Below are 15,893 nucleotides of genomic sequence, written 5' to 3'. Positions count from 1 at the left end.
ACCCTAAGCGCCCGGGGAGTTGCCGTCGTCCGTGGGAGGCCACGGGCAACAGCGACCACAGTGGCCGCCGGCGACGATCCAGGCAGTGCTGACGGTCGTCGGTCGGGGCCGGGCTCCTTCGTCGGGGGTGTGGGCCGCGACCCAGTCCGGGTCCACCTTCAGATCGGCGGCAAGGAAGGTGCGGTCGGCCGGCGACCACTGCCCGACCGGGAGGTGGGCGGCGGCGTTGCGCAGGTAGGACGATCGCAGGTCGTCCAGGTCGAGCGGCACCGACTGCACCTGGTCCAACCGCTCGGGGAGGACGATGGCGACACCCGGCACGTTGTCCCGCGGGTCGCCGCGGCGCACCTCGATGCCACGGGAGCGGGCGAAGGCGAGCTGGCTGTTGTGGTGCTTGCCAGCCCCGGTGTACTCGGTCTCCTGGACCACGACCACGTGGTCGCGCGGCAGGGTCCGGGCCAACGAGATCGCCGCGGTGAGGCTGGTGTTGCCGGCCATGTGCAAGCCGGACAGGTCGACCGAGCAGCCGACGACGCGCGTGTTCGCGCAGCCCACGGCGAGCAGCCCGCGGGCGGTCCCGGTGACATTCCCGCCGCCCGCGTGGGTGACGACGACGGCGTCCGGTGCCCGGCCGTAGCGCTCGGTCACCTCGCGGCCGACCTCGGCGCCGAGGGGCTCGACGCCGCGGATCCCGAACGGGGTATGGCGGCTGGCGTTGAAGAACCCGGTCTCCTCCAGCGTGCGCAGCAGGACGTAGAAGAGCTCCGGACCCACGGTCAGCTTCAATACTTCGGCGCCATAGGCCTCGCAGGCCCGGCCCTTCTCCACGATCTCGGGCTAGCCGATGCCGTGGCTGTCATAGACCTCTTGCACGACAATGCATTTCAGTCCGCGCTGGGCCGCTTGGGACGCGACGGCCGCGCCGTAGTTGCCGCTCGTCGCGGTGACCATGTCGGCATTCCCGTGCCGCTATGCCCGGCGCCCGCTGATCGGGCGTGAGGACGACCTGCTCGATCTCGACCCAGCTGCCGGCTGGCACGGTCATGTCATGTCCTTCCGTGAGGTTCGCGCTGTCGCGGGCGCTCGGCTGCGCCGCGTACGAGCATCGTTGCCACCTCAACGTCGTTCTCGGCCGTCCCGGCCTCTCGGTCTGAGTATGCCGAACGCCCGTCGGCGCTACGGTTGCGCGGTGACGCCAGCACCTCCCCACGACCTCGCGCCGGCCGTCCTCGTGCGCGGCGCGCGCCTCGTCCCGGTCGGCGGGCAACCCGCGCCGGCCGAGCCCGTGGACCTGCGCATCCGCGATGGCCTGGTCACCGAGATCGCCCCCACCCTGAACCCGCAGGACGAGGAGGAGGTCCACCACGCCGAGGGCCGTTGGGCGATCCCGGGCCTGTGGGATCACCACGTCCACATGGCCCAGTGGGCCAACACCCTAACGCGCGTCGACATGACTGGCACGGGCGGCCCCGAGGAGGTCACCGAGCGGCTGGCGGCGCACCTCGCCGTCCTCCCGGCCGGGGACACCGACTCCGTCGTCACCGGGTTCGGGCACCGGTCCGCGCTGTGGACCCGGCAGCCGACCGTGGCCGAACTCGACGCCGTGAGCGGCCGTCATCCCGTCGTTCTCGTCAGCGGCGACGCGCACAACGGCTGGCTGAACACCGCCGCACTGCGGCTGCTCGACGCGCCGGCAACGACCGGAGCCCTGCGCGAGACGGACTGGTTTCCCGTCTTCGCCCGCCTCGACTCCCTCCCGGGCGCCGCGGAGGCGGCCCGAGCCGCATACGACCTGGCGGTCGACAGGGCCGCAAGCGTCGGCGTGGTCGGCATCGGGGACATGGAGTTCGGGCCGGCCCACCGGGACTGGCCGCGCCGGTTCGCGCGCGGTGTCCGTGGTCTGCGCGTTCGGGCGGCGACCTATCCCGAGGGGCTCGATGCCGTCATCGCCGAGGGCCTGGCCACCGGCGACGATCTGGGCGAGACCGGTGGCCAGGTGCGGATGGGGCCGCTGAAGATCATCTCCGACGGCTCGCTCAACACCCGGTCCGCCTATTGCCGCGAGCCGTATGCCGACAGCGCGACCCCGGCCGAAGCGCGGGGGAGGCCCAACTACGACGCTGCGGAGTTGACCGACCTTTTCGCCCGGGCGCGCTCGCACGGGCTCACCGTCGCGGTGCACGCCATCGGGGATGCCGCCGTCGAGCGGGCACTCGACTGCTTCGCCGCCACCGGTGCGACCGGTGCCGTCGAGCACGCCCAATTGATGCGCACCGAGGACGTGTCGCGGATGGCCGCGCTGGGGGTGGTTGCCAGCGTCCAGCCGGCGCACCTGCTCGATGACCGCGATGTCATCGAGAGGTGCTGGCCGGACCGGATCGACCGGTGTTTTCCGTTGCGGTCGATGATCGACGCCGGGGTGATCCTGCACCTGGGCTCGGATGCTCCGGTGTCGCCGCTCGATCCGTGGCTGGCGATGGCTGCCGCCGTCTATCGCAGCGGGGACGACCGCGACCCGTGGGCGTCCAGCCAGCAGATCGGTGCCGCCGAGGCCCTGGCGGCCAGCACGGACGATCAGCGGACCCTGGCCGTCGGCAGCCGCGGCGACATCGCGCTGCTCGACGCCGACCCGCTGGCCGCGACCGATTCCCCTGTGGCCGCCGCCGAGGTGCTCGGCTCGATGACCGTCTCGTTGACTCTCCTCGGTGGCCGGGTCACCCACGCGGGGTGAGCGACGTGCCGCCGGACGTGCGCGAGCAGCTCACTGCGCCGGGAGACGGCTAGGGCTCGCCGTCCTGGCCTGGCGGGGGCGGGTTGCCCGGGCTGAATCGGCGCAGGTCGAGGGTGCACGGGAACTCGGTGCCGGGCGGCCCGAGCAGCGAATCGGTCGCCGGCCAGGACGCCGTGTCCACCGGGCCGCTGGTGTGGCCGTGCCGCTCGAAGCGGGAGGCGCGGCGGGACTCGGCGGCTACCGCGTTGACCGGGAAGTCGTCGTAGCTGCGCCCTCCCGGGTGGGTCACGTGATAGGTGAACCCGCCGAGCGAGCGGTCGTTCCACCGGTCGATCAGGTCGAACACGAGCGGGGAGTGGATGCCGATCGTCGGATGCAGCGCCGACCACGGCGCCCAGGCCCGATACCGGACCCCGCCGACGAAGGTGCCCGGCCCGTCGCCGATTCCGGTGGCGCCACCGCCGAGCCGCCCCGACCCGGTCGGGACCAGCGGAACCGGCACCCCGTTGCAGGTGACGACGTGCCGGCCCTCGACCAGCCCGCTGGCCGCGACCTGGACGCGCTCGACCGAGGAGTCGACATAGCGGGCGGTCCCGCCGCTGCTCGCTTCCTCGCCGAGGGCGTGCCACGGCTCGATCGCCTGCCGCAACTCCAGATGAACACCCCCGATCTCGGCCTCGCCGAGGCGGGGAAAGCGGAACTCCAAGAACGGGTCGAGCCAATTCTCGGCAAACGCCGGCCGCTGCTCGCCCATCCCGTATGCCGATCTCGCCAGCCACCGGTTCAGCTCGCCGACGACCTCGCGCAGGTCGGCCGCGGCGAACGCCGGCAACAGGAAGCGGTCTTGCAGGCGCGATCCCCAGCGCACGAGCGGAGCGGCATACGGCTCCTCCCAGAAACGTGCGACGAGCGCGCGCACGAGAAGCGCCTGGACGAGCGCCATCTGGGCGTGCGGCGGCATCTCGAAGCCGCGCATCTCCAGCAGCCCCAGGCGGCCGCGCTCGCTGTCCGGGCTGAACAGCTTGTCGATGCAGAACTCGGCCCGGTGGGTGTTGCCGACCAGGTCGGTCAGCAGGTGACGCAGCAGCCGGTCGACCAGCCACGGCGGGGTGTGTCCGGCGGGGCTCTCACCGCGGGCTAGCGCGGTGGTCCGCTCCAACTCGGCGAAGGCGATTTCCAGCTCATACAGGGTCTCGAAGCGACCCTCGTCGACGCGTGGCGCCTGACTGGTCGGGCCGATGAACCGGCCGGCGAAGACATAGGACAGCGACGGGTGGTGTTGCCAGAAGGTGATCAGGCTGCGCAGCAGGTCGGGGCGACGCAGCAGCGGCGAGTCGGCCGGGGACGGCCCGCCGAGCGTGAAGTGGTTGCCGCCGCCGGTGCCGGTGTGAGTGCCGTCGAGGTCGAACTTCTCGGTGGCCAGGTGGACTTGGCGGGCATCGTCATACAGGCTGGTGGTCAGCTCGCGCAGCTGCCCCCACGTGGCGGACGGCTGGACGTTGACCTCGATGACGCCGGGGTCGGGTGTCACCGACAGCGTGCCCAGGCGGGGATCGCCCGGTAGCGGGTAGCCCTCCAAGACCACGGGCACGCGGGCCCGGACGGCGGCAGCCTCGATCGCGCCCACGAGCGCGATGCCCAACTCGGCGTCGGGGATCGGCGGGAGGAAGACGAACACGTGCCCGCCGCGGACCTCGACGGCCAGCGCGTGCCGCGGCGCGTCCTCGATGTCCAAGACCCTCGCCGGCTCGATCTCCGGCGAGGGCTCGGGCAGGTCGGCGCGCTCGACGAAAGGGGAGATGCCCGGGATGTCAGGAGCTTGGCTCCAGGCCAGGCTGGACAGCGGCAGCCGCAACCCGAGCGGCGAGGTGCCCGGGGTCAAGAAGAGGTGACGGCGGCGCAGCCGCCAGTGGGTGGTGCCCCAACCGGCGCCGTCGGGATCGGCGAACAGCGGCACCACCCACCCGGCCGGTGTGCCCGGCGTCAGGTCGAGATCGGTCACTCGCGCGGCCCGGTCGCGCTCGTTGGCCAGCTGCGGGTCGGCCGGGTCGATGTCCTCCTCCGGGCGCGGCCCTTCCGGCCGGCGGACCTCCTCCCACAGGGTTCCCCAAGGATCCTCGTATGCCGGGCGGCAGACGTCCGCGGGCACGCCGAGGTGCGTCGCGATCGAGAGCGCGAGGTCACGGGCCAGCTCCCCGGGCGCGGCCGTCGCCACCCGCTCCTCCGGCGGCCCCCACGGGTCGCCGAGCAGGCGTTGATCGCGCCACAACGGCTGTCCGTCGGCGCGCCACAGCAGCTGGATCTGCCAGCGGGGGAGGGGCTCGCCGGGATACCACTTGCCCTGGCCGTGGTGGACCAGGCCGTCAGGGGCGTAGCGGCGCCCCAGGCGAGCGGCCAGCTCGGTCGCCAGCCGGCGCTTTTCCTCCCCGTCGGCGTCGGTCGACCACTGCGGATCGGAGGTGTCGCCGGCCGAGACGAACGTCGGCTCCCCGCCCATGGTCAGCCGCACGTCGCCGGCCTGAAGGTGGCGGTCGAGGACCTCACCGAGCGCGTCGATCGCCTCCCATTGACCAGGCGTATAGGGCAGGGTCACGCGGGCGTCCTCATGGATACGGGTGACGCTGTTGTGGAAGGCGAAGCTGACCTCGACCGGCTCGGTCGCTCCGCTGATCGGCGCGGCGGCCGAGGGGTGCGGGGTCGCCGACAGCGGGATGTGCCCCTCGCCGGCGAACAGGCCGGAGGTGGCATCCAGGCCAACCCAGCCGGCGCCGGGAATATAGGCCTCGGCCCAGGCGTGCAGGTCGGTGAAGTCGGCGCTTGGCCCCGCGGGCCCGTCGACCGGGGCCACGTCAGCGACCAGCTGGACGAGATAGCCGGACACGAAGCGGGCGGCCAGTCCGAGTTCGCGCAGGATCGACACGAGCAGCCAGGCGCTGTCACGGCACGAGCCGAGCGCGGCCGCCAAGGTGTGGTCGGGGCTTTGGACGCCCGGCTCCATCCGCACGGTGTAGGCGACGTCGCGGTGGACCGCCTGGTTGAGCGCGACGAGGAAGTCGACGATCCGGGGCGGCTCGTCGCCGATAGTGGTGGGGACATTGTGGGCCAGCCACTCCCGCACGAGCGGGCCGGGTCCGCTGCCGTCGGCATCTTCGTCGACCGGCCGCAGATACGGGTCGAGGTCGGCGCGCAACTGGGCGGGATAGCCGAACGGGAAGTGCTCGGCATACTCCTCGACGAAGAAGTCGAAGGGGTTGATGCTCGTCAGGTCGGCGACGACGTCGACGTCGATGTCGAGCTCGCTCACCGGCTCGTTGAAGACGACCCGGGCCAGGTAGTTGCCGAAGGGATCCTGCTGCCAGTTGACGAAGTGGTTGCGCGGCAAGATCGCCAGCGAATAGGCGTCGATCGGCGTGCGCGAGTGTGGGGCCGGGCGCAGCCGGATGGTGTGCGGATAGACCGTCACCGGCCGCGCAAAGGTGTAGGTCGTCCGATGCTCGATCGCCACCCGAATCGTCACGCGGGCAAGGCTATGGCCCGGCCGGCGTCGTGGCCCGCCCGCCCAAGCGGTTTAACGAAGGCGTAACACTGCGGTCCGCCGGGCATGCCGGCGTCCGGGCCGACCTGAAACCCGCTTCGTGAACGTTCAACAGTGGGATATCCTTAACGGGCGTCTTCTCGGCCCGCGCCCTGTGTGCGCCGGGCCGTGCGCGCGCCGACCACCGTCCGCGCGCCCATTCATCCCAACGACGGAAGCGGTTCTGCCCGTGGCTGCCCCTGCCCAACTCGGTCCTCCTTTCGACGCCCAGCTCGACAAAATCGATGGCGCCGTCCTTAAGGTTGCCGGGGTCGTCGTCCTCGGCGCGATCATGTCGATCCTCGACATCACGGTCGTCAACGTCGCCCTGCCGACCTTCCAGCACGCGTTCGCGTCGGGGGGCGAGGACCTCGCCTACTCGACCGTGGCGTGGACGGTCACGGCCTACACCCTGGCGCTCGCGACCGTCATCCCGCTGACCGGCTGGGCCGCCGACCGCTTCGGCACCAAGCGGCTCTACATGCTGGCCATCACCTTGTTCACGTTGGGCTCCGTCCTGTGCGCGGCGGCGCAGAGCATCGAGATGCTCATCCTCTTCCGGGTGATCCAAGGGCTCGGCGGCGGCCTGCTGATGCCGCTCGGCATGACGATCATGACCAAGGCGGCCGGCCCGCACCGGATGGGGCGGCTGATGGCGATCCTCGGCATACCGATGCTGCTCGGCCCGATCCTCGGCCCGATCCTTGGCGGCTATCTCATCGACGCCGTGACGTGGCACTGGATCTTCCTGATCAACCTGCCGCTCGGCGTGCTCGCGCTGCTGTATGCCGCCTGGGCGTTGCCCGCCGACCGCCCCGAGCCGAGCGAGAGCTTCGACCTGGTCGGGATGCTGATGATGAGCCCCGGGCTGGCGATGTTCCTCTATGGCATCTCCTCCATCCCCGAGGCCGGGACCTTCTTCTCCGCCCAGGTCATGGGCTGGGGCACCGCCGGGCTGCTGCTGCTGATCGCCTTCGTCGTCTACAGCTTCAAACCGGTGCACCCGCTGCTCGACCTGCGCCTGTTTGCCAACCGCCGGCTGAGCGTCGCGACGATCACGATGTTCATCTTCGCGGCCGCGTTCTTTGGCGGGCTGCTACTCGTGCCCACGTATTTCCAGCAGGTCCGCGGTGAGGATGCCCTGCACGCCGGACTGCTCGTCGCCCCGCAGGGCATCGGCGCGATGCTGACCATGCCGATCGCGGGCGCGCTCGCGGACAAGTTCCCGGTCGGCCGGATCGTGCCCTTCGGGCTAGTGGCGATCATCGGGGGGATGTTCGCGCTATCGCGGGTCGACGGAGACACGTCCTATTGGGGCTACATCATCCCGGTGCTGTTCGTCCTCGGCCTCGGTATGGGCGCCACGATGATGCCGATCATGACCTCGGCGATCAAGACGTTGACCTCCCACCAGGTCGCCCGCGGCTCGACCCTGCTCAATATCACCCAGCAGATCGCCAGCTCGGTCGGTGTGGCGATCATGTCGGTGGTCTTGACCAACGGCCTTAGGGACGACCCCCTGGTCGGCCAAGCCACCGCCTTCAAGGAGGCCACCGCCGGTGTGACGGACCCGGCCGCGATCCGCGAGCAGCTGGCCGGCTTCCCCAAGGTGGCCGAAATCCTGGCGTCCGCGGGGAACGACCAGGCCGCCGGCGCAGCGAAGCTGGCCGATGCGGTCGCGCACGCCGCCGGGCCGGTCTTCGGCCACAGCTTCCTCGTCGCCGCCTTCCTGGTGCTGCTGACGCTCATCCCGGCATACTTCCTCCCCCGCCAGCACGAGGAGAGCCACCTGCTCGACGACGAGGACGGCGCCGCCACCCCGGTCCTGCTCCACTGAGTCCGGCCTGGGCAGTGCCGACACCACGACCCCGATATCGGTCTGTTAACGAACCCGGTGCAACGTCCAGCCGCCGGGCGGCATTCGCTTAGTGTCGCTTGGATTCGGGCTCGGGTTGGGCCGGGAGGGAGTGTTGCGTGCGCTGGCAGACCGTGCTGTGGCGGCGGCTGCGGCAACACCCGTCCGCGCTGGCCGCGGTCGTGGCGACCGTCTTGGTGTCGCTGCTGGTCGTCGCCGCCTTGCGGACCTTTGCCGCGGGGATCGCCGACGCGAGCGTGCGCGAGTCGGTGGCAGCAGCCGACCCGAGCCGGCGCGACACGAGCGTGGTTGTCCCACTGCGCACGGACAGCGCCGCGGCCGTGGACGCCGCCGTGCAAGCCGCCGTCGGTGACCAGGGCCAAATAAACCTCCTCCGGGCGCGGATCGCCACCTCGCGTGGTCTGGTGGGCGGCAGCGCGCAGGACCGCATCCTGATGGCCGAACTCCCCGACATCGCCCGGTATGCCCGGTTGGCCACCGGCACCTGGCCGCAGGCCACCAAGGGTGCGCAGCCGCTGGAGATCGTGCTCCCGCAACCCGCTGCCGCCGCGCTCGACCTCAGGGTCGGATCCACGGTCAAGCTGAGCGACCTGATCGATCCCAAGACCGATCCGCTCGTCGTCAAGGTCAGCGGCATCATCGCCGTCACCGACCCGGACGCCCCGCTCTGGCGGCTCATCCCGCTCGGCAGGACGGGGATCGATCGGGGGGACTTCACCGCATACGGACCATTCATCGCCGCCCCCGGGATGCTGACCCGGCAACTGACCGGGCACTGGATCATCGACATCCCGCCGCAGTCGCTCACCGCGACCAACGTCGGCGCCGCCGCGGCGGGTGCGACGGCGACGCTCGATCGCCTGCAGAAGGATCCCGCGTTGCGGGGGGCGACCATCCGCTCGGAGCAGGCGCAGGTGCTGCGTGAGGCGGCCGATCTCGGCACGCGCACCGGTCGGGTGCTGCTCACCCCCCTCGTCCTGTTGCTGCTTCTCGGCGGGGCCGCGCTCGCGCTCGCCGCCACCCAGCTCGGTATGCTGCGCGACCCCGAGACCCGACTGCTGCGGGCGCGCGGCGCCAGCACCGGCCAGTTGCTCGGCCTGGCGCTCGCCGAGGGCTTGCTCCTCGTCGCGATCAGCGCCCTCGGCGGCGCAGCCCTCGCGCCGCTGCTCGTGCGTCCCTTGGCCGAAGCGGCCGACTTCCCCGCCGCCGGCAGGGGGTATCGGGAGGCGTTGCTCTCCGGGCAGGTCTGGAGCGCGGTGGCGATCGGCGGCGCCCTGGCGTTGCTCGTCTTTGTGGTCGCCAGCCTGCGCCAGGGCGGCCTGCGCGTCGAGCGGGACCTCGCTGGCCGCGGGAGAATCGCCGAGTTGGCCGCGGGCGCCGGCCTCGACGCCGTGCTGCTGCTGTTGGCGCTTGTCGGGCTGCTGCAGTTGCGGCGCTACCAAAGCGGGTCCTCTCCGGCGTTGGACCCGCTGACGATCGCGGCGCCGGCGCTGATCGTCGCCGGCCTGGCCGTCCTGGCGCTGCGCCTGATCCCGCTGCTGGCCCGGGTGGGGTCTCGGCTCGCGGCACGCAGCGTGTCGCTCCCGCAGGCCTGGGCCGGCTGGCAGGTCTCCCGCCGGATCGGGAGCCAAACCGGATCAATCCTGCTCGTGCTGCTCGCGCTGACGATGGGCTCGATGGCGGTCAGCCAGCGGGCGACCACGGAACGCTCGCTGCGGGATCAATCGGCCTTCGAGGCGGGGGCAGCACTGCGGGTCCAGCCGGGAAGCGAGGTCATCGGCACGGCGCCGTGGACGACCTCGCGGCTCGGGGAGATCGCCGGCGGCCCCGAGCGAGTGCTGGCCGCCCATCGCGAGAGCATCGACGTCGGCGGCGTGCGCGGCGTGACGCTGCTGGGGGTGGACACGGCCTCGGCCGCGGTGATGACGCCCCGGGCCGACCTCGTCCCGGCAGGATCGTGGTCGGGTGTGACCGCCCGGCTGCGCGTCCCTGACCCACTCGGCCTGCTCATTCCCGGCTCCCCCCGATCCCTGTGGCTGACAACGCGGTTAAGCAACAACGCCACCCAGCTCGGCGTCAGCGAGGGCCCGAGGACCCAGGTGGTCATCGCCGACGCGACCGGGCAATGGTGGTCGCTGCGGTTGCCCATCCCGGCGACATCGCAGGCGCGGACGGAGGTGCCCCTGCGGACCGCGGACGGAGCCATTCGCTACCCCGTCAGGCTGATCGGGGTCACCATGTCGGAGTACTGGTACTCGTATCTGCAACCGAGCGACCGACCGAAGCTGGCCGTCACGAAGGTCGAGGCCGACGGCCAGCCGGTGCCTGGCGCCGACATCCTGAAAGGGGCGTGGCGGGGAGCCACCTATGTCGTTTCCGCGCCCATCCCCACGCCCGACCCGGTCCCGGTCGTGCTCACCAAGCCCCTGGCCGACCGGGCGCACCTGCGCGCCGGAGCCACCTTTGCTCTCGCCCTGTCCGGAAGCAGCCGAAGCGCCCGCGTGGCCGGCCTCATCGACGCCCTGCCGACCGCGACCAACCCGACACTCGGCGTCCTCGCGGACCTGGGGGCGTTGCAACGGGCCGCGGGTGTCGCCCTGCCCAACGACCCGGAGGGGATGCGGATCCTCACGGTCGGCGAGTACTGGCTCGACCCGGCGGACCCGGCCGCGGCCCGCGCTCAACTGCGCGACGAACCGCGGCTCGCTGATACCGTCACCGACCGCGATGAGGTGCTCGCCGGCCGGCGGGCCGGCAGCGTCAACGCCGGGATGCGCACGGCGATGGGCCTACTCACCCTCGCCGCGTTGGTGTTGGCGGCGCTCGGGTTTGCCGCCGCCACGACCGCCCTGCGCGGCGCCCGCCAGCACGACGGGGTCATCCTCACCGCCCTCGGCTTCGGCCCGGGTGGCCAGCGCGTCGTGCTCCTCCTCGAACGCGCGGTGGTCATCGTGCTCAGCGCGCTCGTCGGGCTGATTACCTCGGCCGTTGCCGCCTGGCTGGTAGTGCCGCTCCTGGTCGCTGGGGACGGGCACGCGGCGATCCCGCCGGTCCTGACCGTGCTCAACTGGCCGGCGCTAGCCCTGATCGCCGCGGGGGTGGCTCTGGTGCTCGTCGTCATCGCCGCGGCCCTGGTGCGCAACCCGAGCGATATCGGCGCCGCCTTGCGGACGGAGGCGCACGAATGACCATGCCCACCGGCCGCCACCGCCGAACCGCGGGCGTCCACCCGCTGCGGTTGGTCACGCTGTTGCGGCGTCACCTCCGCCGCCTTGGGACCGGACCCCTGCTTGCCTTGCTCGTCGGCGCAAGCGTGGCCGGAGCGCTCGCGTCCCCGCGGCTGCAGGATGCGGCCTACGATCGCGCCTTCGGTGATCAGCTCAAGGCCGCACCCGCGGGTATGCGGGATATCCTCCTGAGCTACTCCAACTCGGGCTTCGGGATCTTTGGCGTGCCGGTGCGAGACGCGGGCGGCGAGCCGAAATCACCGCAGGACGACATCGAGAAGGCGGCCCGCCGGTTGCTCGGCCCCGCCGAGGACCTGGTCGACCGGCTGACGTTCTCGGCCCAAACCGCCGAGAACGACGTCACCGACCTGGACGGCCGGGGCCGGCCGGTCCCCCGGCAAGCAACCCGGCAGGCACTGATCCGCATCCAAAGCGACCTTGGCCCCCGCGTGCGGTGGGATGCCGGGAGCATGCCATCGGTGGCCACTGAGCCCACGACGGTCCCCTACATCGCGGACATCGAGGCCGAGACCGTCGTCCAGCGCCCGGTCAAGGTCATCCCGGTCGCCCTGGCCACCAGCATCGCGAGCCAATGGCAGCTCGAGGTGGGCGACCGGATGCTGTTGACGACGGCCGCCAAGCACACCTCCTACGAGCGGGCCGAACCGGTCGTCGTCGAACTCGCCGGCACCTTCACCCCACTGAACGCCGCCGACGCCTTCTGGGGTGCCGAGAACCGGATGCTGCGCCCGGCGATCATCCCGGCGGGTGGAGCCAGCGGCGGCTTCTTCCCGCAGGCGGTCCTGGTGACCGTGCCCGAGAACTATGGCCCGCTCGGGGGCAGCCTGGCCGCTCTGCCAAAACACTTCGCCGCTGCGGTCGCCCCGGACATCTCCGCGTCCAGGTGGCTCGATCACGAGTGGCGGATCGTCGTCAAGGACGCCGGAACGACCCGGGCCGACGGCGATGTTCTCGTCAATGCCGTCTCGCGGATGACGCTCGCAAGATCCGAATGGGGCCCGCAGATCCCACGCGTGACCACCGGCCTGGCCGACGTGCGCGCCGGCTACCTGCGCGCGCTCGCGGTCACCTCGGCGCTGCTGCAGTTCGTCGTCGTCGCGCTGGTCGCGGCGGCTGCCCTGGCGGCGGCGCAACTGGCCGCCGGCCTGGTCCGGGCGCGGGCGGCGAGCCTGCGGCTGCTCCGGTCTCGGGGGGCCTCGCTGCGCCAACTATGGACGCTCACGCTGACCGAAACGGGCCTGTGGGTGCTCCCGGCTGCCGCGCTTGCCGCCGCCGCCGTGTGGGTGCTCGTGACCGGTGTCACCCGGCTCGACGCCATCGCGCTCGCGGCCCTGCCGGTCCTGGATGCGCTCGTCGTCGCGGCGGCCGTCACCCGCTCGATCGCCGCGGCGGCCGTGACGACGCGCAGCGGCGCGCCGTCGCGCGCGGCACAGGCGCGGCGGATCGTCCTGGAGCTGCTGGTGCTGGCGCTCGCGGTCTTTGTCGTGGGCACGATCCGCAGTCGAGGGGACCGGATCGCGACTGGCACGGGTGACTGGTTCGCCGCTCTCGGCCCGGTCGTGCTGGCGCTCGCCGCCGCGGTGATCCTGCTCCGCGTCTATCCACCCCTTGTCCGGCTGGCCGCCTACTTCGTCGCCCGGCGCCGGTCGGTGCTTGGCTTCATCGGCCTCAGCCGCTCCGCCCGGGAGCGGGGTGCGGCGCTGCTGCCGATCGTCACCCTGCTCGTCGCCGCCGCGGTCACCACGGTGCTCGCCACGGTCGCCGCCTCGGTGGATCGCGAACGGCTCACCGGGCTCTATCGCGCGGTCGGCGCCGATGGCCGGATCGTCGCCACCCGCATCGACGCGCGGGATGTCACCGCGATCGGGCAGCGGCCGGGGATCGCGGCCGCGCTGCCGGCATACAGCCGCACTGGTGACGCGGCCGGCCGCGCCGGAAGCGGCACCCGTCAGGTCTCTCTCCTCGCCACCGGACCGCAGGCGTATGCCGCCGCGCTTGCCGGCTCGCCACTCGCCTTCGACGCCGCCCGCCTGCGGCCGGCCGCGGGGGAAGACGCCATTGCGGCCCTGGTCAGCGCGAAACTGGACACCAGCGCCGACATCTCGCTGACGATCGACGAGGGCACCGTCCCGGTCCGCATCGTCGGTGTTGAGCCGGCCCTGGAGCGCGGGACGCCCGGGCGCACGGCATTGCCGGTCATGCTGGTGTCGCTGGACGACCTGCGCACCCGACTCACCGGAGTCCAACCCAACACTCTGCTCCTGCGCGGCGACGCCGACGCGATCCACGCGCTGGCCAGCGGGGATCCACCCACCCCCTTGACCGAGCAGGTGCTCGACCGGCGGGCGCTGCAGGCGGCCGTCGCCGGGCGTGCGCTGCCGGCCCTGGTGCGCGTCGCGTCGCTGTTGGCGCTCGGGCTGGCTGCCGCGCTCAGCATGATCGCGGCGCTGCAGGTGCTGGCGGCCACCCGCAGGGACAGGGCCGACGTGCTGATCCGGTTGCGCACCATGGGCCTGCGCCGCGGCGGCGAATGGCGCCTGGGCCTCGTCGAGTTGCTGCCACTCGCCGCGGCGGCCGTCGCCACCGGCGTCGGCGTCGGCCTTTACCTGCCGCGGCTGCTGCGCCGCGTGCTCGACCTGGCCCCCTATACCGGCGGGCCCGCGTTTCCGCCGGTGCGCCCGCAGGGCAGCTGGATCGTGGCCATCGTGGCCGGCCTGCTGCTCCTCGTCCTGGTCATGATCATCCTCGACGCGTTGCTCGCGCGACGCGCCGGGCTAGCCGAGCACTTGCGCTCAGGAGGCGAACGATGAGTTCCCGTGCGGCGTCCTTCGGGGCCGGAGCCCAGATCGTGTGCGACAACCTCGTGCGGATCTTCAAGTCCGAGGGTGTGGAGGTCGTCGCCCTGCAGGGCCTCGACCTGCTCGTCGACCAGGGTGAGGTGGTCGCCATCGTCGGGGCCTCGGGATCCGGGAAGTCGACGCTGCTGAACATCTTGTCCGGTCTCGACGTCCCCAGCGCCGGCGTCGCCCGGCTCGCCGGACAGGACCTGCTGGCGATGTCGGCCCGCGACCGGGTCCGCTATCGGCGCGAGACCGTCGGGTTCCTCTTCCAGCAGGCCATGCACAACCTGTTGCCCTATCTGAGCGCCGCCGAGAACATCCAGTTGCCGATGACGCTCTCCGGGGTCGCGCGCGGCGAGCGACCGCAGCGGGCCGGCGAACTCCTCGAGCTGCTCGGCATCCCCGAGTGCGCCGATCGGCTGATGCATCAGCTCTCCGGTGGGCAGCAACAACGGGTCGCGCTCGGTGTGGCGCTGGCCAACCGGCCTGAGGTGCTGCTCGCGGACGAACCGACCGGTGAGCTGGACAGCGAGAGCTCCGAGGAGGTGTTCGCGGCCATCCGCGCGGCCAATGCGGCCTACGGGACGACGGTGGTGCTGGTGACCCACGACCCCTTGGTGAGCGAGCAGGTGCAGCGGACGGTCGGCATACGAGATGGACGGACGTCCTCGGAAGTGTTGCGGCGCACGGCGATCGGTGAGCATGGCGGTGAGGAGCTGATCGCCGAGGAGTATGCCGTTCTCGACCGCGCCGGTCGGCTGCAGCTGCCGCGGGAATTCACCGAGGCTCTCGACATGCGGGAGCGGGTGCGGCTGGACCTCGAGCGCGACCACATCGGTGTCTGGCCCGACCAGCGCGAGAACGGCGGGCGCGAGAACGGCCGGCGTGACAATGGCGAGCCGGGCACCGGCGAGCGTGTGGGCGGGGGGCAGTGATGGGTGACGAGGCGTTCGTCCGGATCGAAGGTCTGACCCGAGTCTTCGGCGAGGGCGAGACGGCCGTGCATGCGCTGCGCGGCATCGACTTGGCCGTCGCGCAGGGCGAGTATGTCGCGATCAAGGGCCGCTCCGGCTCGGGCAAAACAACGCTGCTCAACGTCATCGGCGGCCTGGACCGGGCCACATCGGGCCGCGTGGTGATCGACGGCGCCGAGGTGACCGCGATGAAGGACGCCGATCTGCTGCGCCTGCGGCGCGAACAGGTCTCCTATGTCTTCCAGTCCTTCGGGCTGATCCCGATCCTCACGGCCCGGGAGAACGTCTCGGTGCCATTGCGGCTGAACAAGATGGCGCCCAAGGAGCGGGACGCCCGGGTTGTGGAGGTGCTGGAGAGCGTCGGTCTCGGCCCGCACGTCAACCAGCTTCCCGGCCAGCTGTCCGGCGGCCAGCAGCAGCGGGTGGGGTTGGCCCGCGCGCTGGCCGCCAAGCCCGGGCTGCTGCTCGCCGACGAGCCGACCGGACAGCTCGACTCGCATACGGCTCGCGAGATCATGGAGCTGATCGGTGCCCTGGTCCAGGCCGAGCGCATGACAGCGATCGTCACCACCCACGACCCCCTGCTGCTCTCCCTGGCCGACCGGGTCATCGAGATCGCCGACGGTCACCTGGTCGGGTGACTTCTGCCA

Annotated in this window: 8 protein-coding genes; 6 read left to right on the top strand and 2 right to left on the bottom strand. The window is 71.8% G+C overall.

Features of this window, described 5'->3' with window-relative positions:
- Positions 1–3 precede the first annotated feature (3 nt).
- Positions 4–828, bottom strand: a complete 825-nt coding sequence (locus V9G19_RS19290) for a pyridoxal-phosphate dependent enzyme (RefSeq protein WP_462287038.1) — start codon at positions 826–828, stop codon at positions 4–6.
- Between the two features lie 361 nt (positions 829–1,189).
- Here V9G19_RS19290 and V9G19_RS19285 point away from each other — a divergent pair, with 361 nt between their 5' ends.
- Entirely contained in the window at positions 1,190–2,731 is a 1,542-nt protein-coding gene (locus V9G19_RS19285; RefSeq protein WP_462287037.1) for an amidohydrolase, read from the top strand.
- Positions 2,732–2,780: 49 nt separating this feature from the next.
- On the opposite strand, the gene V9G19_RS19280 is transcribed toward V9G19_RS19285, so the two are convergent.
- The gene (locus V9G19_RS19280; protein WP_462287036.1) at positions 2,781–6,248 is read right to left on the bottom strand and encodes a transglutaminase family protein; all 3,468 of its coding nucleotides are present in this window, start codon (positions 6,246–6,248) and stop codon (positions 2,781–2,783) included.
- A gap of 247 nt (positions 6,249–6,495) precedes the next feature.
- Here V9G19_RS19280 and V9G19_RS19275 point away from each other — a divergent pair, with 247 nt between their 5' ends.
- The 5 genes from V9G19_RS19275 (at position 6,496) to V9G19_RS19255 (ending at position 15,884) form a co-directional block, all read left to right on the top strand.
- Positions 6,496–8,142 carry a DHA2 family efflux MFS transporter permease subunit gene (locus V9G19_RS19275; RefSeq protein ID WP_462287035.1) on the top strand — a complete coding sequence of 549 codons (1,647 nt, stop codon included), beginning with the start codon at positions 6,496–6,498 and terminating at the stop codon, positions 8,140–8,142.
- A gap of 137 nt (positions 8,143–8,279) precedes the next feature.
- A complete protein-coding gene (locus V9G19_RS19270; protein ID WP_462287034.1) occupies positions 8,280–11,369 on the top strand; it encodes a hypothetical protein in 3,090 nt (1,029 codons plus the stop codon).
- Positions 11,366–14,239, top strand: coding sequence for a hypothetical protein (locus V9G19_RS19265; protein ID WP_462287033.1), 2,874 nt, complete (start codon positions 11,366–11,368; stop codon positions 14,237–14,239). The genes V9G19_RS19270 and V9G19_RS19265 overlap by 4 nt, the downstream gene beginning before the upstream one ends.
- The gene (locus V9G19_RS19260; protein WP_462287032.1) at positions 14,236–15,204 is read left to right on the top strand and encodes an ABC transporter ATP-binding protein; all 969 of its coding nucleotides are present in this window, start codon (positions 14,236–14,238) and stop codon (positions 15,202–15,204) included. Before V9G19_RS19265 ends, V9G19_RS19260 begins: the two co-directional genes overlap by 4 nt.
- Complete coding sequence (locus V9G19_RS19255; RefSeq protein ID WP_462287031.1) at positions 15,204–15,884, top strand: ABC transporter ATP-binding protein; 681 nt, start codon at positions 15,204–15,206, stop codon at positions 15,882–15,884. Before V9G19_RS19260 ends, V9G19_RS19255 begins: the two co-directional genes overlap by 1 nt.
- Positions 15,885–15,893: the final 9 nt, after the last annotated feature.

The organism is Nostocoides sp. (assembly GCF_037045025.1).
GTDB lineage: Bacteria > Actinomycetota > Actinomycetes > Actinomycetales > Dermatophilaceae > Nostocoides_A.
The sequence above is the reverse complement of the archived record's forward strand: the minus strand, read 5'-3'. Positions and strand labels throughout refer to the sequence as shown.

What these genes read in the sequence shown, in the direction of transcription:
- V9G19_RS19265 (WP_462287033.1), top strand. Translation starts at nt 11,366, where the DNA reads ATGACCATGCCCACCGGCCGCCACCGCCGAACCGCGGGCGTCCACCCG.
- V9G19_RS19255 (WP_462287031.1), top strand. Translation starts at nt 15,204, where the DNA reads ATGGGTGACGAGGCGTTCGTCCGGATCGAAGGTCTGACCCGAGTCTTC.
- V9G19_RS19260 (WP_462287032.1), top strand. Translation starts at nt 14,236, where the DNA reads ATGAGTTCCCGTGCGGCGTCCTTCGGGGCCGGAGCCCAGATCGTGTGC.